Annotated in this window: 22 protein-coding genes and 1 tRNA gene; 5 read left to right on the top strand and 18 right to left on the bottom strand. The window is 72.3% G+C overall.

What is annotated here, in order from left to right; genetic code table 11:
• Positions 1–5 precede the first annotated feature (5 nt).
• From AAC944_RS30930 to AAC944_RS30870, 13 genes are all read right to left on the bottom strand, one after another.
• Positions 6–650 (bottom strand): phosphorylase family protein, encoded by a 645-nt coding sequence (locus AAC944_RS30930; RefSeq protein WP_030625468.1) that lies wholly within the window; start codon positions 648–650, stop codon positions 6–8.
• Positions 651–2,678 (bottom strand): squalene--hopene cyclase, encoded by a 2,028-nt coding sequence (shc, locus tag AAC944_RS30925; RefSeq protein ID WP_030625467.1) that lies wholly within the window; start codon positions 2,676–2,678, stop codon positions 651–653.
• Between the two features lie 131 nt (positions 2,679–2,809).
• Positions 2,810–3,931: a polyprenyl synthetase family protein gene (locus AAC944_RS30920; RefSeq protein WP_051872455.1), complete on the bottom strand. Its 1,122-nt coding sequence runs from the start codon at positions 3,929–3,931 to the stop codon at positions 2,810–2,812.
• Entirely contained in the window at positions 3,928–5,391 is a 1,464-nt protein-coding gene (hpnE, locus tag AAC944_RS30915; protein WP_030625461.1) for a hydroxysqualene dehydroxylase HpnE, read from the bottom strand. The genes AAC944_RS30920 and hpnE overlap by 4 nt, the downstream gene beginning before the upstream one ends.
• A 115-nt stretch (positions 5,392–5,506) precedes the next feature.
• The gene (hpnD, locus tag AAC944_RS30910) at positions 5,507–6,460 is read right to left on the bottom strand and encodes a presqualene diphosphate synthase HpnD (protein ID WP_037773720.1); all 954 of its coding nucleotides are present in this window, start codon (positions 6,458–6,460) and stop codon (positions 5,507–5,509) included.
• Positions 6,457–7,344, bottom strand: a complete 888-nt coding sequence (hpnC, locus tag AAC944_RS30905; RefSeq protein WP_030625455.1) for a squalene synthase HpnC — start codon at positions 7,342–7,344, stop codon at positions 6,457–6,459. The genes hpnD and hpnC overlap by 4 nt, the downstream gene beginning before the upstream one ends.
• Before the next feature lie 387 nt (positions 7,345–7,731).
• Positions 7,732–8,553: an ABC transporter ATP-binding protein gene (locus AAC944_RS30900; protein ID WP_438272766.1), complete on the bottom strand. Its 822-nt coding sequence runs from the start codon at positions 8,551–8,553 to the stop codon at positions 7,732–7,734.
• Positions 8,546–9,475, bottom strand: coding sequence for an ABC transporter permease (locus AAC944_RS30895; protein WP_368396548.1), 930 nt, complete (start codon positions 9,473–9,475; stop codon positions 8,546–8,548). The genes AAC944_RS30900 and AAC944_RS30895 overlap by 8 nt, the downstream gene beginning before the upstream one ends.
• Positions 9,476–9,557: 82 nt before the next feature.
• Positions 9,558–10,430: a glycosyltransferase family 2 protein gene (locus AAC944_RS30890; protein ID WP_030620760.1), complete on the bottom strand. Its 873-nt coding sequence runs from the start codon at positions 10,428–10,430 to the stop codon at positions 9,558–9,560.
• A gap of 20 nt (positions 10,431–10,450) precedes the next feature.
• Positions 10,451–11,230 carry a CDP-alcohol phosphatidyltransferase family protein gene (locus AAC944_RS30885; protein WP_078888817.1) on the bottom strand — a complete coding sequence of 260 codons (780 nt, stop codon included), beginning with the start codon at positions 11,228–11,230 and terminating at the stop codon, positions 10,451–10,453.
• Positions 11,208–12,272 (bottom strand): iron-containing alcohol dehydrogenase family protein, encoded by a 1,065-nt coding sequence (locus AAC944_RS30880; RefSeq protein ID WP_030620756.1) that lies wholly within the window; start codon positions 12,270–12,272, stop codon positions 11,208–11,210. The genes AAC944_RS30885 and AAC944_RS30880 overlap by 23 nt, the downstream gene beginning before the upstream one ends.
• Positions 12,260–12,997 (bottom strand): phosphocholine cytidylyltransferase family protein, encoded by a 738-nt coding sequence (locus tag AAC944_RS30875; protein ID WP_030620754.1) that lies wholly within the window; start codon positions 12,995–12,997, stop codon positions 12,260–12,262. Before AAC944_RS30875 ends, AAC944_RS30880 begins: the two co-directional genes overlap by 13 nt.
• Positions 12,994–14,721, bottom strand: coding sequence for a DUF5941 domain-containing protein (locus AAC944_RS30870; protein ID WP_490368285.1), 1,728 nt, complete (start codon positions 14,719–14,721; stop codon positions 12,994–12,996). Before AAC944_RS30870 ends, AAC944_RS30875 begins: the two co-directional genes overlap by 4 nt.
• Between AAC944_RS30870 and AAC944_RS36605 the strand changes: the two genes are divergently transcribed.
• The 3 genes from AAC944_RS36605 (at position 14,602) to idi (ending at position 16,782) form a co-directional block, all read left to right on the top strand.
• Positions 14,602–15,039, top strand: a complete 438-nt coding sequence (locus AAC944_RS36605; protein ID WP_490368273.1) for a hypothetical protein — start codon at positions 14,602–14,604, stop codon at positions 15,037–15,039. The two genes, AAC944_RS30870 and AAC944_RS36605, sit on opposite strands and share 120 nt — an antisense overlap.
• Positions 15,036–16,046, top strand: coding sequence for a UDP-glucose 4-epimerase GalE (gene galE, locus AAC944_RS30865; RefSeq protein ID WP_030620750.1), 1,011 nt, complete (start codon positions 15,036–15,038; stop codon positions 16,044–16,046). The genes AAC944_RS36605 and galE overlap by 4 nt, the downstream gene beginning before the upstream one ends.
• A 124-nt stretch (positions 16,047–16,170) precedes the next feature.
• Complete coding sequence (gene idi, locus AAC944_RS30860; protein ID WP_030620747.1) at positions 16,171–16,782, top strand: isopentenyl-diphosphate Delta-isomerase; 612 nt, start codon at positions 16,171–16,173, stop codon at positions 16,780–16,782.
• On the opposite strand, the gene AAC944_RS30855 is transcribed toward idi, so the two are convergent.
• The 3 genes from AAC944_RS30855 to AAC944_RS30845 form a co-directional block, all read right to left on the bottom strand.
• A complete protein-coding gene (locus AAC944_RS30855; protein WP_030620746.1) occupies positions 16,757–17,254 on the bottom strand; it encodes an ATP-binding protein in 498 nt (165 codons plus the stop codon). The genes idi and AAC944_RS30855 overlap by 26 nt on opposite strands.
• Positions 17,255–17,532: 278 nt before the next feature.
• Positions 17,533–17,606 (bottom strand) — tRNA-Met (locus AAC944_RS30850).
• Between the two features lie 72 nt (positions 17,607–17,678).
• Positions 17,679–19,331, bottom strand: coding sequence for an ABC-F family ATP-binding cassette domain-containing protein (locus AAC944_RS30845; protein WP_030620744.1), 1,653 nt, complete (start codon positions 19,329–19,331; stop codon positions 17,679–17,681).
• Positions 19,332–19,490: 159 nt separating this feature from the next.
• On the opposite strand from AAC944_RS30845, the gene AAC944_RS30840 reads away from it, so the two are divergent.
• Positions 19,491–20,258, top strand: a complete 768-nt coding sequence (locus AAC944_RS30840; protein WP_030620742.1) for an enoyl-CoA hydratase/isomerase family protein — start codon at positions 19,491–19,493, stop codon at positions 20,256–20,258.
• A 54-nt stretch (positions 20,259–20,312) separates the two neighbouring features.
• On the opposite strand, the gene AAC944_RS30835 is transcribed toward AAC944_RS30840, so the two are convergent.
• Positions 20,313–20,957, bottom strand: a complete 645-nt coding sequence (locus AAC944_RS30835) for a DJ-1/PfpI family protein (RefSeq protein ID WP_030620739.1) — start codon at positions 20,955–20,957, stop codon at positions 20,313–20,315.
• A gap of 14 nt (positions 20,958–20,971) precedes the next feature.
• Entirely contained in the window at positions 20,972–21,955 is a 984-nt protein-coding gene (locus AAC944_RS30830) for a GlxA family transcriptional regulator (RefSeq protein ID WP_030620736.1), read from the bottom strand.
• A 141-nt stretch (positions 21,956–22,096) separates the two neighbouring features.
• On the opposite strand from AAC944_RS30830, the gene AAC944_RS30825 reads away from it, so the two are divergent.
• Positions 22,097–22,981 (top strand): SCO6745 family protein, encoded by an 885-nt coding sequence (locus tag AAC944_RS30825; protein ID WP_030620733.1) that lies wholly within the window; start codon positions 22,097–22,099, stop codon positions 22,979–22,981.
• The last annotated feature ends 151 nt before the right edge of the window (positions 22,982–23,132 follow it).

Below are 23,132 nucleotides of genomic sequence, written 5' to 3'. Positions count from 1 at the left end.
CTGGCTCACCTCCTGGGGAGCAGCAAAGAACGGTGCCATTCAAAGAAAACGGGAAGGACGGCACGCAAGACGCGGAAGGCAGATATTCCCCCGCGTATCGTGCCGATACGGACGAGTTCATGCTCTGGAGCGTCCACGACCACCCGGACGGCCGCAACGGGGCGGGGCCCGGCCCGTAGCGCGCTGCCCAGGGTCGCGGCGGACTCCATGTCCACCGCGACCGCTCCGGCGGCGTGCAGCGCGGCCCGCTCGGTGCCGCGTACGACGTGGTCGCTGCCGAGCAGCAGGCCCCGGTGCACGGTCAGGCCGCGCTCCTTCAGGGCCGCGAGGAGCGGCGCGTTGTCGCGGCAGACGCTCTCCGGGCGGTCCGGCTGGTGCTCACGGGTGGCTTCCGCGACGACCACGTCACCGGGGCGCATGCCCGGCGCGAGGCCGGCGCAGAAGCCGCTGGCGACGACGGGCGAGGCAGCGGTGGGCGAGCCGGCGCCGAGCGCGGCGCCGACGGCCCGCTCCGCCGCCTGCGGGCCCATGCCCGTACGCAGCACGGTCGCGGCCGGGCCGCCGCGCAGCGCGAGGCGCTCGATGCCGAGCGCGCAGGCGACCAGCAGCGGTGGCGGCGGGCCCGGAACCGGGCCGTCCGGGGCGGTCATCTAGGCCCCCGGCACAGCACCGGCCGGACCGCCGCCCAGATAGCGGCCCAGGGCCGTGAGCGGGAAGACCTGCCGGTAGAGGTGGTAGTTGATCGAGAAGTCCCAGGGGAAGCCGGTGCCGGTGAAGTACGGCTCGTCCCAGGAGCCGTCGGGGCGCTGCGTGGCGGCGAGGTACGCGACGCCCCGCTCGACGGCCTTGCTGTCCCGCTCGCCGGCCGCGAGCAGTGCCATCAGCGCCCAGCCGGTCTGCGAGGCGGTGGAGGCGCCGCGCCCGATCCAGTCCCGGTCCTGGTACGAGCGCTGGTCCTCGCCCCAGCCGCCGTCCTCGTTCTGCACCGACTCCAGCCAGCTGACGGCGCGGCGGATCGCGGGGTGCGAGACCGGGAGACCGGCCGCGGTCAGCGCGGGCAGCACGGAACCGGTGCCGTAGACGTAGTTCGTTCCCCAGCGGCCGAACCACGCGCCGGTCGGGTCCTGCTCGGCGAGCAGCCATTCGATGCCGCGCCGGACGCGCGGGTCGTGGGTGGAGCCGACGTCCGCCGCCATCTCCACGACATGCGCGGTGACGTCGGCCGACGGCGGGTCGATGACCTCGCCGAAGTCGCAGAACGGCAGCCGGTCGGGAAAGGGGCTGGTGTTGTCGGCGTCGAAGGCGGCCCAGGCGCCGTTCTTCGACTGCATGCCGAGGCTCCAGCGCACGGCGCGGCGTACGGCGTCCTCGACGCGCTGCGGGTCGGGGTGCTCGACGCGGCGCAGGGCGAGGACGACCTCGGCGGTGTCGTCGATGTCCGGGTAGTTGTCGTTCTCGAACTCGAACGCCCAGCCGCCCGAGGGGAGCGTCGGCCTGCGCACGGTCCAGTCGCCGGGCCGGTCGATCTGCTCGTCGAGCAGCCAGTCGGCGGCCTTGACGAGCTGCGGGTGGTCCCGGGGCAGACCGGCGTCGGCGAGCGCGATGGTGGCGAGGCAGGTGTCCCAGACCGGGGACTGGCACGCCTCGATCATGCGGACGGGAGCACCGTGACCGTCCTCGCGCCAGACGGCGAAGCGGTCCAGGGAGGCCAGGCCCTCGCGGAGCACGGGGTGGTCCAGGTCGTAGCCCAGCAGGTGCAGGGCGATGACCGAGTAGACCGCCGGGGGCTGGATGCCGCCCCAGCAGCCGTCGTTCTCCTGCCGCTCGATGATCCAGCGGGCCGCGGTACGCATGGCGCTGCGGCGCAGCCTGCGCGGAGCGACCTTGTGGTACAGGTGCAGCGCCTTGTCCAGGCGCTGGAAGAGGCCGTCCCAGGTGGTGGCGGGGGCGAGCGGCCGCGGCGGGTTCGGGTTCCGCGGGTCGGTGTGCAGCTCGTCGAGGGCGAACGGCGCGGGGCGTACGGGCCGGTGGGCGGAGACGATCGTCAGCGGGACGATGGTCTGCCGGGCCCAGCAGCCGAAGTCGTAGATGTTGAGCGGGACCCACTTCGGGAGGGCGATGAGCTCCGGCGGCAGGTCGGGCAGGTCCTCCCACTTCCACCAGCCGAAGAGGGCCAGCCAGATGCGGGTGAAGACGCGGGAGGCGGCGACCCCGCCGCGGTCGCGGATCCAGGCGGACGCCTTGGCCATGTGGGGCGCGTCGGGCGCGTCGCCCGCCAGGCGGAGCGCGACGTAGCCCTCGATCGTGGTGGACAGCTCGCCGGGCCCGCCGTGGAAGGTGGCCCAGGTGCCGTCGTCCCGCTGCTCGCCGCGGATGTAGCGGGCGGCGGCCTCGGTGGTCCTCGCGTCCCTGATGCCCAGGAACTGGCGGAGCATCAGGTCCTCGGCGTCCATCGTCACATTGGTGTCGAGGTCGCCCTTCCACCAGCCCGCGGGGTCCTGGAGGGAGAGGAGGTGTGCGGTGGCCCGGGCGGTCGCCTGCCGCGCCGCGCCCGTCACGTCACCGGACGCCGGGGGCGGGCCCTGGAGGGCCTGGCCGGTGTTCTCAGCGGTGGCATCGCTGGCCGAAGGGGACCGGGGCGGCAGGGCCCCGGTACTTCCGTCGGTCGTCGCTGTCATGGCTTCCCCTTCTGCAGTGATCAAAGACAAATGCATGGGGCTTCCGTCGGCCGGTGCCGGGCTCCCGGTATGGCGTACCGGGCGCGGCCGGCGCCGGCCGGCGACTGCGAACTAGATCGGTGTAATCGTGATCATCTCTTCCGTACGACGACGAAGTCCGCGAGGGCGGTCAGCTGGGCACGGACCTTTTCGGGCATGTCGATCTCGTCGAGCGCGGCGATCGCGGTGGCGTGCTGGCGGCGGGCCTCCTCCGAGGTCCACTCGCGGCCACCGGCCTCCTCGATGAGAGCTGCGCGGGAGGCGAACTCCGCCTCCGTGAAGTCGGCGATCTCGGTCTCGCTCTTCTTGGCGTCGTCGGCCAGGATGCGGGCGAGCTTCTCGGACGCCGCGCCGCCCGCGTCCAGGGCCGCGACGACGGGCAGCGACTTCTTGCGCTGCCGCAGGTCGGACCAGGTCTGCTTGCCGGTGGCCTCGGGGTCGCCCCAGATGCCGAGCAGGTCGTCGACGGCCTGGAAGGCGAGGCCGAGGTGGTAGCCGTACTTCTCCAGGACGTCGGCGGTGCGGTCGTCGGCGCCGCCGAGCACCGCGCCGATGGAGACGGCGCAGGCCAGCAGCGCCCCGGTCTTGTTGCCCTCCATCTCCAGGCACTCCGCGACGGTGACCCGGTCGCGGTGCTCGTAGGAGATGTCCTGGGCCTGGCCGTCGATCAGCTTGCGGGTGGCGACGGTGAGCCGGCGCGTCGCGCGCCCGGCGTCCACGGTCTCCAGCTCCAGCAGTATTTCGTTGGCGAGCGCGAAGAGCGCGTCACCGACCAGGATGGCCTGGGCCGGGCCGTGCACCTTCCACACGGTGTCGCGGTGGCGGCGCTGTTCGTCGCCGTCCATCAGGTCGTCGTGCAGCAGCGAGAAGTTGTGCACCAGCTCCACGGCGACGGCACCGGGGATGCCGACCTCGGGCGCGGCGCCCGCGGCCTCGGCCGAGAGCAGGGCGAGGGCCGGCCGTACGGCCTTGCCGCCGTCACCCGCCGAGGGCGCGCCCGCGGCGTCGATCCAGCCGAAGTGGTACGCGGCTACGGTGTCCATGGGCGGCGCGAGCCGGTCAACGGCGGCCCGCAGCACCGGAGTGGCGAGCCTGCGCCCGCGCTCCAGGAGTGCGGTGACGCCCTCGGTGTCGATTACTGGGGAAGCCGGATGCACGGTTTCTCCTCTGTTTCCGGTGCTCGTGCTCGTGCGAGCGCGCGTACTCGTTGTCATGCCGCCTCCTGGGGCAGTGATCCCTGGGGGAAGCCGAGTTCGGTGAGTGCCTCGCGTGCGGCACTGATGCCACTGCGAACAGCGCTTTCCATGGTCGCGGGCCACCCGGTGGCGGTCCACGCACCGGCCAGGTACAGGCCGGTGGACTGGGTGCGGGCGGCGGGCCTGAGCCGGCCGACGCCCGGTGCGGGTGCGAACGTCGCGGTGCGCTCGCGGGTGACGAAGAAGTCGCGGACCTTCGCACCGCGCGCGGCGGGCAGCACCCGCGCCAGCTCCGGGAGGTACCGCTCGCGCAGCACGCCCACCGGCAGGTCGATCTCGTCCTGCGCGGCGGACTGCGAGACGGCGAGGTACTGTCCGCCGCCCTGCAGCCCCGAGGCGTCCGTACGGTCGAAGACCCACTGCAGCGGCGAGCCGAGCGCGGCGAAGAACGGACGGCGCAGCACCTTGCGGTCGTACAGCACGTGCACGTTGAGGATCGGGGCCGTGCCGATCTCCAGCAGCCGGTCCGGGCTGTCCAGCGTGCCGGGCGGCAGCAGGCCGTGCGTCTCGCGCTGCGGCAGGGCCAGTACGACGGTCTCGGCGGTCAGCTGCTCCTGGCTGTGCGGGCCGTTCTCGACGGTGACCTGCCAGCGCTTCTCGTCCGTACGGGTCACGGCGGTGGCGCGGGTACGGGTCTCCACGCGCACCCCGGCCTTCTCCAGCGCCGTCCGGGCGAGGCCGTCGTGGACGTCGCCGAGCGGGACGCGGGACCAGCCGATGTCGGCGGCGCCCGGCTCCGAGAGCAGCCCGGTCTTGAAGACCATGGCGGCGAGCCCGGCGGAGGCGTCACCGGCGCGGGCGTTGAGCGTGGCGACGCCGACCAGGTCCCACAGGGCCTCGACGGCGCGCGGCGACTGGCCGTGCCGGGCGAGCCAGCTCCCGAAGTCGGTCCGGTCCAGCGCGGGATCCGCGGGGTCCAGGGCCTTCAGGGCGAGCGCGGCGCGGCCCACGGAGGCCCGCTCGGCGAGCGAGAGGTGCGGGTAGGTGGCCAGGCTCGCGGCGAGGTGCAACGGGACGGGCAGCGCTGTACGGCGCAGCCGGCCCAGGCGCGCGCCGGCGGCGGCCCGCGCGGGGTCGGCGTCCAGGACCGGTACGTCCAGCCGGTCCTGGAGCGGCATCAGGTGCGCCCCGCCGACCCGCTCCAGGAAGTCCCGGTAGGCGGTGCAGCAGCGCAGGTAGACGTGCTGGCCGTTGTCCACGCTCAGCTCGCCGGCGGCGGAGTCGCGGCGGAAGGAGAAGGCGAGGCCGCCCAGGCGCGGCCGGCCCTCGACGAGGGTGACGCGCAGCCCGGCGTCGGCGAGCGCGAGGGCGGCGGTGGTGCCCGCGAGGCCGCCGCCCACGACGACCGCGGCGGCGCCTCCGCCACCGGCGGCACCCGTGGTGACGTGCGAGGCCGGCCGTGTGTCGGCGGAAGTCATGCGTCCTCCCGGATTGCTGCTGTCATGGACGCAGCGGTCACCCGGAGGGTTGCCCGGGGTTCCAGGGCGTGTGCGGTGCCGACGTCCACGGGCGCGCACCGGTTCGTCGAGTGCGTCATGCGCGCCTCCTGACGGCCTGCCGGCGGCCGATCGCCCGCGCGTCCAGCCCGGAGAGGCCGCGGACGGCGACGAACGCCTTCTCGTGGCCGGGCAGCGAGACCCGGCCGCGCAGCACGGCCTCGGGGTCGTCGGCGATCCGGCGGAGCAGGCGGTGGTAGATGCCGGCCATCGCGGCGACGCAGGCACCGCTGCGCCGGTCGAGCATGGGCAGCAGCCGGAACCCCTCGGCGAACAGGGCACGGGCCCTGCGTACTTCGAAGTGCACGAGTCCGGTGAAGTCCGCGCCCGGAGGCGGCACGGGGCTGTGGAAGCCGGCGGCGCAGCCGAACTTCTCCAGATCCTCGGCGGGCAGGTAGGTACGGCCGTTGCCCGCGTCCTCCCGTACGTCCCGGAGGATGTTGGTCAGCTGCAGCGCAAGCCCCAGCGTATCGGCGTACTCCGGAGCGCGTTCCGGCTCCGGCGCGCCGGGCACGGTGCCGAACACGCCGAGCGAGAGCCGGCCGATGGCCCCGGCGACACAGCGGCAGTAGGCCTTGAGGTCGTCCCAGGTGTCGTACGTCTCGCCGTGCACGTCCATCAGGACGCCGTCGATCAGCTCGTCCAGGCCGTCCAGCGGCAGCGGGAAACGGTGCGCCGCGTCCGCGAGCGCGACGGCCACCGGATCGGTGTCGTCCTCGGCGACCTCGCCGTCCTTTATGCGCGCGAGCACACCACGGGTGTCCTTGAGCCGCTGCTCCTTCTCGGCGGGCGCCAGCGCGCCGTCACCGATGTCGTCGACCCGGCGCGAGAACGCGTACAGCGCCGACATCGCCTGTCGCTTCTCGGTGGGCAGCAGCCTGATTCCGTAAGCGAAGTTACGCGCCTGCTGCCCGGTAACGGCCTCGCAGTAGCGGTACGCAGCGAGCACCGGCGCGGACGCGTGTGCACTTGCCTCCACGGTCCGACTCACCCCTCTCTTCGCAGTGTCGCCCCTACCGCGCGCAGCAGACCGAGCTTGCTGGGCTTGGGCGGTCCAGGGAGGACGTCGTGATCGGCGGCCGCCACCGCCTGGAGGGCAGCGCGTCCGCCGGCGACGAAACCGGCGAGCAGCAGCTTGAGTCTGCCGTGGACGCTACCCACCAGCGGGGCACCTTCATTCAGCAGGTCACAGGCGCGTTCCGCCTCGAATGCGACCAGCGCGCGCGCCTGTGCGCCCCCTCTCGGAGCGGCCAGGTCGGATTCGGAGACCCCGAAGCGCTTCATGTCTTCAGCCGGCAGGTAGATGCGGTCCCTCCGCAGGTCCTCGGCGACGTCCTGAAGGTGCTCGACGATCTGGAGGGCGGTGCAGATGGCGTCCGAACGGCGGACCCGCTCGGGCGTGGTCGTGCCCGTGATGCCCAGAACCAGCCGGCCCACGGGATTGGCGGACAGTTCGCAGTAGTCCAGCAGGTCCGCGTAGCTCTCGTACCGGCTGACGCGCTGGTCCTGCCGATTGGCTTCGATCAGACGCTCGAACGGCTCAGGGCTCAGCCGGCAGCGCCGTACGGTCGGGCCGAGGCGGCGCATGAGCGGGTGCCCGGGGCCGGGCGCGCGGTCGCTGTAGACCCGGCGCAGGTCGGCCTCCAGGGCGTCGAGCATCGCGAGGCGGTCCCCGGCCTGCGCCCGGTCGAGGCCGAGCAGTACGGCGTCCGCACCGCCCGGAGCGAGGTCGCCGTCGCCGATGTCGTCGACCAGGCGTGCGAAGCCGTAGACGGCCATCAGGTCGGCGCGCCAGGCGCGGGGCAGGAAGAACGGCGCGACGGGGAAGTTCTCGTGCGCGGCCTTGTCGAGGACGGCGCGCTCGGGCGCGGGCACGACAGGCTCCGGGCTCACCGGAGGCTGCCCGGCGCGTTCCGGAGCCGGAGAGATCCCGTAGCCATTGCCGTCACGTCTCCCGTTCTACACCGCCACGCTAAAACTTCATATTTCGGACACGCCGCAGCGCGCTGCCCGTCCGATCAGGGCGTTCGTCGTCGCCGTCGGATCATATTGCCCGACTTGTACCACATGTGCCGTTCGGCACCCGTACAGCTTACGCCGTACATCTCACACTGGTTCGCGGGGGTACCGAACCGCGAAGCAACGATCCGGACAACTCCACAGGGCCGCCAACTGTTCCTGCTGGGGCCAGAGTTGACCATCTCTTGAGCAACGGAAGGCCCCCGCGCCCGGAGGCGCGGAGGCCTTCGCTGCGGATACGGGTTACTTGCCCGTTTCCTTCTCGTACGCCTTGATCACTTCGTCCGTGGGGCCGTCCATGACCAGCTCGCCCTTCTCCAGCCACAGCACCCGGTCGCAGGTGTCCCGGATGGACTTGTTGTTGTGGCTGACCAGGAAGACCGTGCCGGCCTCCTTGCGCAGCTCGCGGATGCGGGCCTCGGAGCGCTTCTGGAACTTCCGGTCGCCGGTGGCCAGCGCCTCGTCGATCATCAGCACGTCGTGGTCCTTGGCCGCGGCGATGGAGAACCGCAGCCGGGCCGCCATGCCCGAGGAGTAGGTGCGCATCGGCAGGCTGATGAAGTCGCCCTTCTCGTTGATCCCGGAGAAGTCGACGATGTCCTGGTAGCGCTCGCGGACCTGGTCCCGGGACATGCCCATGGCCAGCCCGCCCAGGATGACGTTGCGCTCGCCGGTCAGGTCGTTCATCAGGGCCGCGTTCACGCCCAGCAGGGAGGGCTGGCCGTGGGTGTAGACATGGCCCCGCTCGGCCGGCAGCAGCCCGGCCACCGCCTTGAGCAGGGTGGACTTGCCCGACCCATTGGTGCCGATCAGGCCGATCGACTCGCCCCGGTAGGCGGTGAAGGACACGCCCTTGACCGCGTGCACCTCTCGCACCCCGGTCGACGGCTTGCGGCGGATGATCCGGTTCAGTGCCGCGGTGGCGCTGCCCCGGCCCGCGCCCGAGCCGTAGACCCGGTACACGATGTGCAGATCGTCGGCGATGACGGTGGGAATGCGCTCCTCGGCGGCCGCTGCCGCCTCCACCGCCGGCTGCTCCAGTTCGGTGCTCTGCTGCTCAGCCACGGCCGTACCGCTCCTCCGCCTTCCAGAAGTACACGAAGCCCACCAGGCCCATCACGACCGCCCAGCCCAGCGCCAGCGCCCACACATGGGTCGGCAGCTGCTCGTACGTGAAGGAGTCGATCAGCGCGAACCGCACCAGGTCGATGTAGACCGCGGCCGGGTTCACGTCCAGCAGGAAGTGCACGAAGCCCGGGACGGGCTTGCTCTTCATGATCTGGTCGATGCTGTACATGACGCCGGAGGCGTACATCCAGGTGCGCAGGATGAACGGCATCAGCTGCGCGAGGTCCGGGGTCTTGCTGCCCAGCCGCGCCATGATCATGGCGAGCCCGGTGTTGAAGACGAACTGCAGGCACAGCGCGGGGATCGCCAGCAGCCAGGACCAGCCCGGCACCTGCCCGAACGCCAGCAGGATGACCACCAGCACGCCCATGGAGAACATCAGCTGCTTGAGCTGCATCAGGCAGAACGAGATCGGCAGGCAGGCACGCGGGAAGTGCAGCGCGCGGACCAGGCCGAGGTTGCCCGAGATGGCCCGCGTCCCCGCCAGCACCGAGCTCTGCGTGAAGGTGAAGATGAAGACGCCCGTGACCAGGAACGGCACGAAGTCCGGCACACCCCGGCTGGTCCCGAGCAGCAGGCCGAAGATCAGGTAGTAGACCAGCGCGTTCAGCAGCGGCGTCGCCACCTGCCACAGCTGGCCCAGCTTGGCCTGGCTGTACTGCGCGGTCAGCTTGGCGCTGGAGAACGCCGAGATGAAGTGGCGCCGCTGCCACAGCTGCCGGACGTACGCCGGCAGGCTCGGCCGGGCGCCGCTCTGCGTCAGCCCGTACTTCTGGGCCAGCCGCACCGGCGTGAGCCCGTCCTCCGGGGACCGCTGGGCATTCACGGCGACCGCACTGTCGTGCCTGGTCTCGCTCACAGTTGACACTCTCGTCCTCAAGGTGCGCTTCCCGGGGTGGACACCCCGGGCCGCGCCGGATGCTGCTCTCGACCCGAGCTTGTCAGATCACCGGGGGCCGGCCCAGCCGGGTCAGGCGCCACACGGTACGCCACTTCATGGGGCGCCTGGGGCCGCACGGCTTGGTCCAGCCCTCCTTGAAGCCGCCCAGCCAGGCCCGGAGCGCGGGCCAGGAGGGGCGCCGGGCGAGCGTCAGCAGCAGCCATACCCCGAGATAGACCGGGACCAGCAGCGCCGGAAGGTTGCGCCGCGCCAGCCACACCCGGTTGCGCGCGACCAGCCGGTGGTACACCGCGTGTCGGCTGGGAGCCGTCGTCGGGTGCAGCAGGACCATGTCGGCGCGGTAGTCGATCATCCAGCCCGCGTCCAGGGCCCGCCAGGCGAGGTCGGTCTCCTCGTGGGCGTAGAAGAAGTCGTCGGGCAGCCCGCCGACCTCCTCGAAGACCTTCGTGCGTACCGCGTTCGCGCCGCCCAGGAAGGTCGTGACGCGGGAGGACCGCATCGGGTCGGCCGCGCGCAGCCGCGGTACGTGGCGGCGCTGGGTCTCCCCGGTGTCCGGGTCCGCGATGCGGAAGCTGACGATCCCGAGCTTCGGGTCGCGGGCGAAGGCCTCGCGGCACAGCTCGGCGGTGTCCACGTTGGCGAGCAGGCCGTCGTCGTCGAGGAAGAGCAGGACGTCGACGTCGCTGCCGCCGGGCCCGAAGGCCTCGATGCCCACGTTGCGCCCGCCGGGGATGCCCAGGTTCTCGGGCAGCTCGATGGTGCGTACGCCCTCGGGAACCTCCGGCACGGGCGAGCCGTTGCCGACGATCACCACCTCGACCGGGTCGCCGTCCTGCTTGGCGACCGAGTCGAGGAGGGCGCGCAGCTCCTGCGGGCGGTTGCCCATGGTGATGATGACCGCGCCGACCTTCATCGCCGTCCTCCCTGACGTACTCACTTGAGCCTGCTCGACACGAGGATGGACACGAGGTGGAGCAGGGTCTGGACGAGTGCGATACCCGCCAGTACCGCGACGCCGAGCCGCGAGAAGAACAGGTCACCGCGGACCGTGTCCACGATCGCCAGGACCAGGATCAGCAGCGACGCCTCGATCCCGAGGATCAGCCGGTGGAACTTCAGCGCGGCGGCGGCCTTGCGGGCCAGCGCCATGCCGGACGAGCGCGGCTCGGACGCCGCCTCCTTGACCGGCGGCAGCCCGCCCTGGTGGCGGGCGACACCGACGAGGTCGGTCTCCGCCTTGATCAGGATCGCGCCGAGCGCCGCGAGCGTGCCGAGGAACGCCCACAGCCAGTCGATCCGCCCCGTGCCCCAGGGGTCGGCGGCGCGCAGCCCGAAGCCGACCAGCACGGCGGCGTCGGTCAGGTAGGCGCCGACCCGGTCCAGGTACACGCCGCCGAGCGAGTACTGCTTCTTCCAGCGGGCGACCTCGCCGTCGACGCAGTCGAGCAGCAGGTAGAGCTGGACCGCGACGACGCCGAGGACGGCGCCCGCGATCCCCGGCACCAGCAGTGCCGGGGCCGCGAGCACGCCGAAGACGGTCATCAGGTAGGTCAGCTGGTTGGGCGTGATCCTGGTGTTCACCAGGTAACGGTCGCAGCGCAGCGAGATCTCTCGCATGTACAGGCGGCCCGCCCAGTGCTCACCGCTGCGGCGGTCCTTCACCCCTGCGGGGTGAACGACGGGCCGGAGTTCAGCTACCGATGGCCTTGGCATAGTCGGCGTATGCGTCCTTGATCTGGTCGGAGTTCAGATTGAGGTGTTCGAGGATCGTGTAGCGCCCCGGACGCGTCTGCGGGGCGTACTCCACGACCTGCACGAACTCGTCCACGGAGAAGCCGATCTCCTGCGGCAGGACGGGCAGTCCGTGCCGGCGCAGTACCTCCGCCATGTACGCGGACTCCTCGTGCGCCCCGCGGAGGTGCATCGCGAAGGCCGCACCCAGGCCGCACTGCTCGCCGTGGCTGGCAGCGCGCTTGGGGAAGAGGAGGTCGAAGGCGTGGTTGATCTCGTGACAGGCGCCGGACGCCGGCCGGGAGTCGCCCGACACGGACATCGCGATACCGGTGAGGACCAGGCCCTCGGCGAGTACCTGCAGGAAGCCGTCGTCGCCGACGCCGCCGGGGTGGCGCAGGACGGCCTCACCGGCCTGGCGCGCCATGGCGGCCGCGAGACCGTCGATGTCCTCGCCGCGCTCGCGCGCCGCGAGCTCCCAGTCACGGATCGCGGAGATGTTGGACAGCGCGTCGCCGATGCCGGAGCGGACGAAGCGGACCGGAGCCTCGCGGATCACGTCGAGGTCGATGACCACGGCTATCGGGTTCGGCACGCCGTACGAGCCGCGGCCCGCGTCGTTGTCGAGGGTCGCGACGGGCGAGCAGAGGCCGTCGTGCGACAGGTTCGTCGCGACGGCGACCAGCGGCAGGCCCACCCGCGCCGCGGCGAACTTGGCGCAGTCGATGATCTTGCCGCCGCCGAGGCCCACGACCGCGTCGTAGCGCCCCTTCTTCTTCATGGCGTCGGCGAGTTCGATGGCGTCGTCGAGCGTGCCGCCCCCCACCTCGAACCACTCGGCGCTGGGCAGCGCCGGCGCGAGCCGCTCACGCAGCACCGCGCCGGAGCCGCCGCTGATGGCGATGGCGAGTTTGCCGGACGACGAGATCCGCTGGTCGGCGAGGACACCGGCCAGGTCGTCGAGCGCCCCCGGCCGGATGTCGACGACGACTGGCGAGGGAATGAGCCTCGTCAGTACTGGCATGCGATCTCACGGCCCTTCGCGAGGTCGTCGTGGTTGTCGATCTCGACCCACTTGACGTCGCCGATGGGCGCCACGTCGACCTTGAAGCCGCGGTTGACCAGCTCCTGGTAGCCGTCCTCGTAGTACAGCTGCGGGTCACGCTCGTACGTGGCCTTCAGCGCGTCGGCCAGCTCCTCGGCCGCCTCGCCCTCGATGAGGGTGACGCCGATGTACTCGCCGGTGGCCTCGGCCGGGTCCATCAGCTTCGTGATCTTCTGGACGCCCTTCTCGGGGTCCACGACGACCTTCATCTCCTCGTCGGCCAGCTGCTTGACCGTGTCGAGGGCGAGGATGATCTTCTGGCCGTTGCCGCGCGCCTCGAGCAGGGTCTTCTCCACGGAGACCGGGTGCACGGTGTCACCGTTGGCGAGGATCACGTCGTGCTTGATCGCGTCCCGGCCGCACCACAGGGAGTAGGCGTTGTTCCACTCCTCGGCCTTGTCGTTGTCGATCAGCGTCAGCTTGAGGCCGTACTTCGCCTCCAGGGCGGCCTTGCGCTCGTACACGGCCTCCTTCTTGTAGCCGACGATGATCCCGACCTCGGTCAGGCCGATCTCGGCGAAGTTGCCGAGGGTGAGGTCGAGGATGGTCGTGTCGCCGTCGACCGGCACCAGGGCCTTGGGGAGGGTGTCGGTGTAGGGACGCAGACGCCGTCCGGCGCCGGCCGCCAGCACGAGGCCGATCATGCGGGTTCTCCTTCGTCGTGTACGGCGGGTGCATGGGAGGACACCCAGAAGCGGATGCTCTCGGTGAGCACCAGCAGCGCCAGGGCCCCCGCGAGGACCGTGAGCGCGATTGTGAAACCTGAGGGGGGCAGTACGGCCGCGGCGAGCGTGACCACGAGGGCGCGGCCCTCGTGTCCGCCGGTCGCCCGCACCAGAGCACGCGGCGGCGCGCCACTGCCGCCGCGGATGCGGTACACCGTGTCGTAGTGATGGTAGGCGACCGCGGCCACCAGCCCGAATGCCGCGGGCAACGCTCCGTTCACCTCGGAACGGGCCGCAATCACCAGAATCGCGACGTATTCCCCGGCCCGGAAGAACGGCGGTACGAGCCAGTCGAGGGCGCCCTTGAGGGGGCGGGCCACCGCGATCCCGGAGAGCACGGCGTAGATCAGCGCGGCGACGCAGACCCAGGGGCTGCCCCAGCCGGCGAACGCGGCGGTGGCGATCATCACAGCGGCGCCGACGGCCGCGATCACGGGCGCCGCGAAGCCGGGGAGCTTGCGGGCCGCGCCCTTGAAGGCGGCCGCGAAGCCCTCGGCGAGCGGTCCGGAGTCGCCGAGGTCGGCGAGCGCCTGGGCGGCCCGGTCGGTACGGCGGGCACGCCGGGTCAGCGAGCGCAGCACGCGGCCCGCCGTGGTGTAGCAGGCGGCCAGCGCGCAGCCGATGAGCAGGACCCAGAAGACGATGCGGGGCGTGGTGCAAGCGGTGAGGACCGCGATCAGGGCCCAGCGTTCGCCGATGGGCAGCACGATCATCCGGCGGGCCCAGACCGTCCAGCCGACGCTGTCGAGCTTGTCGGAGAGCGCCGCGGTGGGGCTGGTGTTGGCGGTGGCGTCGTGGTTCGCCTCGTTGAAGGAGAAGTCCACGACGTGCCGGACCGTCTGCAGCACCATCGCGCCGAGCGCGAGGGCCCATACGTCGTCGCCGCCGCGGGCCGCGCCGAGCGCCAGGCCCGCGTAGTACGCGTACTCCTTGGCCCGGTCGAACGTGGCGTCGAGCCAGGCACCCATCGTCGAGTACTGCAGGGAGTAGCGGGCGAGCTGCCCGTCGGTGCAGTCCAGGACGAAGGAGAAGAGGAGGAGCAGGCCGGCGGCGACGAAGCCGCCGCGGCTGCCGGTGGCCGCGCAGCCCGCCGCGACCAGCGCGGTGAGCAGGGACGCGGTGGTGACCTGGTTGGGCGTGAAACCGCGCCGCGCGCACCAGCGGGCGAGGTAGCGGGAGTACGGGCTGATGCAGTACGTCGTGAAGAAGCCGTCGCGGGACTTCACGGCGGTCCGCAGGCGTACGGCCTCGTCGTCCACGGCGCTCACCGCGGCCCGCGCCTCGTGACGCTGCTGTGCACCGGTGGGTACGGAGGCGACCAGCGAGCCGAGCTCGGGCCAGTGCACCGATACGCCCTCGGCGTCCAGTGCCTCCGCCGCGGCGTCCGGAAGTGTTTCGGCGGAGCCCGCCCTGGCGAGCGCGCGGGTGAGCGCGGCGCGCGCCTCGGGCTGCGCGGTGAGCGCGCCGGTGACAGCGGCGGCCGGGAAGCGGGGGTCGGTCAGGGCCAGCCGCAGGCTGTGCAGATGCCCGACGAACCGGGGGTCGACCAGCGCGACCCGCCGTCCCGCCGGGACCTCGGCCAGCAGCCGGGCCGCATCGGCGGCGTCGGCCGCGCTGCGGACGTCGAAGCCCAGCTCGCGCAGGTCGCCTTCGAGCGACGACCCGGCGACCGGCGCACCGGTGAGGATTGCGGTCGACAGACGAATTCACTCCCTGAATGCTGGCAAGGCTGCGTCGGCCGGTCCGCATTCGGTACGAACTACCCGGGCAGCAGTCGTGGCACACCTCGGGTCCCGGAGGGCCGGTGGCACGTCGGCAGAGGTTATCGGATCGCCGGATGCGGCCGTTCACCATGCATTCACCGCTCGGTAGCCGGACCGGCGGTGGCGTCTGCCGCGCTCATCATGGTGGATCTTGCCGTCGATGAACAACTGCGGCCCTGGTTAGGGTGCCGGTTATGACATGGCTGATCACAGGTGGGACGGGTTATATCGGCGCGCATGTGGCGAGGGCCATGGTGGCGGCGGGCGAGCAGGTCGTCGTGCTCGACGACGTCTCCAGCGGATTCCCCGAGCGGCTGCCCGCCGGGGTGCCGCTGGTGCGCGCTTCGGTACAGGACCGTGACGTGGTGGACGCCACGCTCGCGGAACACGGCGTGACCGGCGTCATCCACCTCGCCGCGAAGAAGCAGGTCGGTGAGTCGGTGGAGCAGCCACTGACGTACTACAAGGAGAACGTGCACGGGCTGACCGTGCTGCTGGAGGCGGTGGCGGCGGCCGGCGTGCGCCGCTTCGTCCTCTCCTCCTCGGCCGCGGTGTACGGCATGCCGGATGTGGACCTGGTCACCGAGGACACCCCGTGTCTGCCGATGAACCCGTACGGCGAGACCAAGCTCGCGGGCGAGTGGCTGGTGCGCGCCGCGGGCCGCGCGCACGGCATCTCCACCGCCTGCCTGCGCTATTTCAACGTGGCGGGCGCCGCGGCGCCGGAACTGGCGGACGTGGGCGTCTTCAACATCATTCCGATGATGTTCGAAAAGGTCACCGCCGGTGAGCCGCCGCGGATCTTCGGCGACGACTACGACACCCCCGACGGCACCTGCATCCGCGACTACATCCACGTCGAGGACCTGGCCGAGGCACACCTCGCCGCGGCCCGGCGGCTCACCGGTCAGGAGAACCCCGGGGACCTCACGCTCAACGTCGGCACCGGCCGGGGCGTCTCCGTACGGGAGATGGCCGACCTGGTGCTCGGGGTCAGCGGCCGCGGTGACCTGACGCCCGTCGTCGAGGGGCGGCGGGCCGGTGACCCGGCCCGGGTGGTCGCCTCCTGCGAGCGGGCCACGGAGGAGCTGGGCTGGCGCGCCCGGCACGGCATCGAGGCGATGGTCACCTCTGCCTGGGAGGGCTGGTGCCGGCGCCATCCGGAGGCTCGTGGGGCGGCAGCAGGAGGCGCACGGTCTGCATGAGACGGCGCGCGGCGACTGCTGTGCGCCGCCTGTTCTGCCACGCCGCACACAGGGCGCCACTCTGCCACTGATACGGGCGCTACTAGGGCAGACTGAACGTCGAGACCGACCGAGAAGGATGGGCATGCCGATCACACCTGCTAACGGACAGACCGCCGGAACCACGGCGGTGACCGCGCCGGACGCGGCCGCGGAGCCGATCATGCTGGAGCTGGTGGACGAGGCCGGTAGAACGATCGGTACGGAGGAGAAGCTCACCGCTCATCAGGCGCCCGGGCAGCTGCACCGCGCGTTCTCGGTCTTCCTCTTCGACGAGCAGGGCCGGCTGCTGCTGCAGCGCCGGGCGCTGGGGAAGTACCACTCCCCCGGTGTGTGGTCCAACACCGCCTGCGGGCATCCGTACCCGGGCGAGAAGCCCTTCGCGGCCGCGGCCCGGCGCACCGCCGAGGAGCTGGGCGTCGCCCCGTCGCTCCTCGGCGAGGCCGGCACCGTGCGCTACAACCACCCGGACCCGGAATCCGGGCTGGTCGAGCAGGAGTACAACCACCTCTTCGTGGGCCTGGTCCGGGACACGCCGGAGCCGGACCCCGAGGAGGTCGGGGAGTACGCCTTCGTGACGCCGGACGAGCTGGTCCGGCGCCACTCCGAGGCGCCGTTCTCGGTGTGGTTCATGACCGTCCTGGACGCGGCGCGCCCGGCGATCCGTGAGCTCACAGGGGAGAAGGCGGGCTGGTAGGCGCGGGCACACGGGCGAGCGGCAATTCGGCCCATACGACCTTGCCGCCGCTCGCCGTGTGCTCCACGCCGCTCTTCCCGCCGGCCTCGGCAGTGATCATTTTGATCAGCCAGAGGCCACGGCCGCCGAGGTCCCCCTCGTCGGCCTCCATCGCCTTGGGGCGGTACGGGTGGTTGTCCTCGACGGCGACCCGCACCCAGTCCGCGCCGACCGCCAGCTCGACGGTGATCTGCGGGGAGAGCAGTGCCGCGTGCTGCACCGCGTTGGTGACCAGCTCAGAAGTGATCAGTAGCAGGCCGTCCACGACGTCGGGCCCCGCCGGCACGCGCTGGTCGCCGAGCAGATCCCGTACCGCGTGCCGCGCCTGTGGCACCGACGACTCCAGTGCCGGAGCGGTGAACCTCCAGACACCTTCGTACGCGAGCGGGGCCGTCAGCTCCTCGGGGGGTTCTGCTGGGGGTCCGGAAGGCATCCTCACCCTTCGAGTGTTGGGAATCCTGCTGTCCGGACTGGCCTGCTGACAAAAAGTCAGCACTTATCGACAGCTTCCGACCGCTTTTCTGTGCGTCGATCACCCTGGAGATCGACTCTGACCCCTTTGTTCTTGTTTGAAGAACTGCCGGGAAGAGATGCGTTTCTCCCGCTTCGCCCCGGGTCGGCCGGCCCGGGCGACTTCTCGGGAACCGGCCGCACACACGCCAGAGGCCCCTTCCTGGAGGAAGGGGCCTCTGGCACGCACTGTTGCGTCAGTAGCGGGGACAGGATTTGAACCTGCGACCTCTGGGTTATGAGCCCAGCGAGCTACCGAGCTGCTCCACCCCGCGTCGGTGAACACCACCTTACGGGTTCCGTCCGGCAGGGCCAAATCCATTACCGGCCGGACCGGCGGCTTCCAGTCAGCGCTCGGTGACCCGGCCCGCCGCGACCTCGATCCGCCGGGTGGTGCGCACCGCCTCCAGCAGCCGGCGGTCATGGCTGACCAGCAGCAGCGTGCCGTTGTACGACGCGAGGGCGGACTCCAGCTGCTCGATCGCCGGCAGGTCGAGGTGGTTGGTCGGCTCGTCCAGCACGAGGAGGTTCACGCCGCGGCCCTGCAGGAGGGCGAGCGCCGCCCGGGTCCGCTCACCCGGCGACAGCGTCCCCACCGGGCGCAGCACGTGCCCGGCCTTCAGCCCGAACTTCGCCAGCAGCGTCCGCACGTCCGCGGGCGCCATCCCGGGGACCGCGCGGCGGAAGGCGTCCACGAGCGGTTCACCGGCCGCGTCCGGGTGCTGGAAGAGCTGGCCGCGGGCCTGCTCGATCTCCCCGACGACCACCCCTGGGCCCAGGTACGCCCGGCCCTCGTCCAGCGGGAGCCGGCCGAGCAGCGCGCCGAGGAGGGTGGACTTGCCGGAGCCGTTCGGGCCGGTGATCGCCACCCGGTCCGCCCAGTCGATCTGCAGGTCCACCGGGCCGAAGCGGAAGTCCCCGCGGTCCAGGCGCGCGCCGCGCAGCGTGCCGACCACGGCGCCGGAGCGCGGTGCCGCCGCGATCTCCATCCGCAGCTCCCACTCCTTGCGCGGCTCCTCGACGACCTCCAGCCGGTCGATCATGCGCTGCGTCTGCTTCGCCTTGGCGGCCTGCTTCTCGGTCGCCTCCACGCGGCCCTTGCGGCCGATCTTGTCGTTGTCGGGCGCCTTCCGGCGGGCGTTCCTGACGCCCTTCTCCATCCAGTTGCGCTGGAGGTGGGCGCGGGCCTCCAGGGACGCCTTGGTCTCGGCGTACTCCTCGTACTCCTCGCGGGCGTGCCGCCGCGCCCGCTCGCGCTCCTCCAGATACGCGGCGTACCCGCCGCCGTAGGTGTTCACCTGCTGCTGCGCGAGGTCCAGCTCCACCACCCGGTCCACGGTCCGGGTCAGGAACTCGCGGTCGTGGCTGACCAGGACGGTCCCGGCGCGCAGTCCCGTGACGAAGCGCTCCAGCCGCTCCAGGCCGTCCAGGTCCAGGTCGTTGGTCGGTTCGTCGAGCAGGAACACGTCGTAGCGGGAGAGCAGGAGGGAGGCGAGCGAGGCGCGGGCCGCCTGGCCGCCCGAGAGCGAGGTCATCGGCTGGTCCAGGCCGACCGCCAGGCCCAGCTGGGCGGCGGTCTCCTCGGCCCGCTCGTCCAGGTCGGCGGCGCCGAGCGCGAGCCAGCGCTCCAGGGCGGCGGCGTACGCGTCGTCCGCGCCCGGCTTCTCCTCGACCAGCGCCTGGGTGGCCTCGTCCAGGGCGGCCTGGGCCGCGGCCACGCCGGTGCGGCGGGCGAGGAAGGCACGGACGGACTCGCCCGGGCGGCGCTCGGGCTCCTGCGGGAGGTGGCCGACGGTGGCGGTGGCGGGGCTGAGCCGTACCTCGCCCTCCTGCGGGGCGTCCGTCCCGGCGAACAGCCGCAGCAGCGTGGACTTCCCCGCCCCGTTGGCACCGACCAGCCCGGTCACCTCCCCCGGCGCGACGACGAGGTCGAGCCCGGAGAAGAGCGTGCGCTCTCCGTGCCCGGCGGCGAGATTCTTGGCGACGAGGGTGGCAGACATCAGACCGACGATCGTAGCCGGGGCCGGGTCGGGCGGTCGCGAGAATTTTCGAGGCCGCCGCCCCGGCATGCACGCTTCCGGAACCCCGCGGCCCGCGTGGCCGTGATCACGGGCTCCGGGCCGGGACGCGGCCCTCGGCGCGGTTCTACGATCCCCACCATGAACCCTGGGCTCAGCACGCGTGTCAGCGGCGGTACCGCGACCGTCACGATCAGCAACCCCGCCAAGCGGAACGCCATGACGGGCGACATGTGGCGGGCGGTCCCGGAGCTGGTGGACCGGCTGGCCGCTGACCGGTCCGTACGCGTACTGGTGCTGACCGGCGAGGGGAACACCTTCTGCGCGGGGGCCGACATCGGGTCGCTGCGGGAGTCGGGCGACGAGAACCGCGGGCTCGCACAGGCCGCCGAGGAGGCGCTCGCCGCCTTCCCCAAGCCATCGCTGGCCGCGGTCCGCGGTTACTGCGTGGGCGGCGGCAGCCAGCTGGCGGCCGCCTGCGACCTGCGGTTCGCCGAGGAAGGCGCGCTCTTCGGCATCACGCCGGCGAAGCTGGGGATCGTCTACCCGGCCGCCGCCACCCGGCGCCTGGTCCGGCTCGTGGGCCCGGCGACCGCCAAGTACCTGCTCTTCTCGGGCGAGTTGATCGACTGCGCCCGGGCGCTGCGGACCGGGCTGGTGGACGAGGTACTGCCGGAGGGTGAACTGGACAAGCGGGTCGCCGACTTCTCGGCGGTGCTGGCGAGCCGGTCGCAGCTGACCCAGGCGGCGGCGAAGGAATTCGCCGACAACCTGGCGGACGCGGACACGGACACGGGTGCGGAGCGGAGCGCGTACTGGGAGGAGCAGGCGCGCGGCAGCGGCGACACGGCCGAGGGCGTCGCCGCCTTCCTGGAGCGCCGGGCGCCGCGCTTCGAGTGGACGGTGTGAGTCACCCTCCCGGCGCCGGGCCCACGGAGGGGCGGCGGTCGCCGGGAGGAGCCGTCACGAGGTGCCCTTCAGGAGGGAGCGGCCGCGGTCGCGCAGTGCCGCCACGATCGCTGCGGGCGCCTTCTCCGGCGAGCCGCTGTCGTACGGCGGCTGCGGGTCGTACTCGACGGCCAGCTGCACGGTCTGCGCGAGCTCGTCGCCCTGGAGCCGGCCCAGCAGCGTCAGGCCCATGTCGATGCCGGACGAGACGCCGGCCGCCGTGACGTACTTGCCGTCGAGGACGACCCGCTCCCCCGTGGGCTCGGCGCCGTACTCCTTGAGCTGGTCCAGCGCCAGCCAGTGGGACGTGGCGCGGCGGCCCGTCAGCAGTCCGGCGGCGGCCAGCAGCAGCGAGCCGGTGCACACGGAGGTCGTCCAGGTGGTGGCGGCGTCGGCGGCGCGCAGCCATTCGTGGAGCGGGCCGTCGGCCATCAGGTCGCTCTGGCCGGGGCCGCCGGGCACGACCAGGATGTCGGGCGCGGTGACCTCCTCCAGGGTCGCGTCGGCGACCATCGCGAGGCTGCCGCTGTCGTTGCGTACGGGCCCGGTGCGCTCGGCGACGAAGACCGTCTCCGCGCCGGGCAGCCGCCCGAGCGTGTCGTACGGGCCGACGGCGTCCAGCGCCGTGAAGCGGTCGTAGAGCAGGATCGCGATCTGCATGGGATGGCCTTTCGTCAGCGGGACGCCGACGGCTGAGGGGCCGTCGGGCAGTGCGGCCGGAACCGGCGCCGGTACTCCGCCGGGCCGGTGCCGAGGGTGCGCAGGAAGGCCCGGCGCATGCTTTCGGGGGTGCCGTAACCGCAGCGGCGGGCGATGCGTTCGATGCCGTTCGTGGTGTCCTCCAGGAGCCGGCGGGCGGCCTCCAGCCGGACCCTGTCGACATAACGACCTGGCGTCATACCGACTTCGTCGCGGAAAGCGCGTGCGAAGTGGCGCGGCGAGAGCCCGGACCGGGCCGCGAGCGCCTCGACGGACAGGTCGGCGGCCGGATGCTCGGTGATCCAGTGCTGCAGCTCGCGCAGCGGCGGGCGCTCCGCGGTCTGCGCGGCGAGCTGGGCGCTGAACTGCGTCTGGTTGCCGGGCCTGCGCAGGTAGACGACGAGGTGGCGGGCCACGGTCAGCGCGACGTCCCGGCCCAGGTCCTCCTCCACCAGCGCCAGCGCGAGGTCGATGCCCGCGGTGACGCCGGCGGAGGTCGCCAGGTCGCCCGCCCGGATGAAGATCGGCTCGGGGTCGACGTCGACGCGGGGGAAGCGGCTCGCCAGCGTGTCGCACATCGCCCAGTGCGTGGTGGCGCGGCGGCCGTCCAGCAGCCCGGCCGCGGCCAGCAGGAACGCACCGGTGCAGACCGAGACCTTGCGGCGGGCCCGCGGCGCGTGCGTGCGCAGCCAGTCGACGAGCCGCGGGTCGGGGTCGCGGGTGCCCTGCCCGCCGGGCACGAGGAGGGTGTCCGGCGGCGCCACGTCGGGCAGCGCCAGGTCCGGGGTGATCCGCAGCCCGCTGGAGCTGCGGACGGGGCCGCCGTCGAGCGTGGCGGTACGGACCCGGTAGGCGCCGGGCGTGCGGTACGCCGCGCCCGTGAAGACCTCCAGCGGGCCGGTGACGTCCAGGCTCTGGACGTCGTCGAAGAGGACGACCAGTACGTCGTGCGGGGGCATGGCCCCATCGTGGGCCGGACGGGGAGCGGCGGCAATGACGCTTTCCCCACCTTTCCTGCCACCGCGTGCCGTCGCGGTCTTCCGGGCCGCCTTCCCGTCCCCGGCCTACCAGACATACCGACGGGTCGGTAACGTGCTGCCATGACCACCACCCCTCAGGACAGCACCGCACTGCCCGACCGCGCCGGACGCCGTTGTCACAACGTCGTCAACCCGCTGCACTCCACGGTGTACTTCGCCCCCGACTTCCCCGCCGAGATGGCGAAGCTCGGCATCGAGGACCGCAGCGCCGCCTACTTCCTCGGCAGGGCCGCCGCCATGGGCCCGGTGGGCCCCGGTGTCATCGCCGCGACGTTCTACAACTTCAAGTACGAGCTGATCGCCCGGCACATCCCGGACGCCTGGTCGGTCGTCACGCCGGAGCAGGTGCTCGACGCGCGGCTGCGCGCGGCCGACAGCACGCTGCGCCGGCTGCTGGGCGACGAGCTGGTGGAGTCCGGCAAGATGGCCGAGGCGGCCCGGCTCGCGCTGCGCGCCGCCGAGGCCTGCTCCCGGCACGCGCGCCCGCTCTACGCCGCCCACGCCGATCTCCCGGTCCCCGAGGCGCCGCACCTGGCGTACTGGCACGCCGCGACGCTGCTGCGTGAGCACCGCGGCGACGGCCACCTCATCGCGCTCGCCGACGCGGGCCTCGGCCCCCTGGAGGCGCTGGCCTCGCACACCGCCAGCGGCCGCGGCATGAGCACCAAGTGGATCCTGGCGACCCGCGGCTGGTCGGCCGAGGAGTGGCAGAAGGCGCGCGAGGAGCTGCGCGACCGCGGCCTTCTGGACGCCGATTTCGGCCTGACCGAGGCCGGTACGAAGCTCCGCGCCGACCTGGAGGACGCCACCGACCGGCTGGACGCGGCCCCGTACGAGCACCTCGGTGCCGAGGGCGTGGCCCGGCTGACCGAGCTGGCCACGGAGTTCACCACCACCGCTGTCGGCAACGGGGCGTTCCCCGCCGACCTGTTCGGCGCGGGCTGAGCCGCCGCCTCCGGGGGCGAGCCGCCCGCCCCCGGAGGCCGTGCCTCTTGTCACACCTGTGCGGTCCTGCCCGGGTCACGCGACAGGCCGTACCGCGACCCTGCACAATGCAGGCTCAAGCACAGCGCGAGAAGGCAGGTCGGGAGCATCG

The sequence above is a fragment of the Streptomyces sclerotialus genome, assembly GCF_040907265.1.
Lineage (GTDB): Bacteria > Actinomycetota > Actinomycetes > Streptomycetales > Streptomycetaceae > Streptomyces > Streptomyces sclerotialus.
The sequence above is the reverse complement of the archived record's forward strand: the minus strand, read 5'-3'. Positions and strand labels throughout refer to the sequence as shown.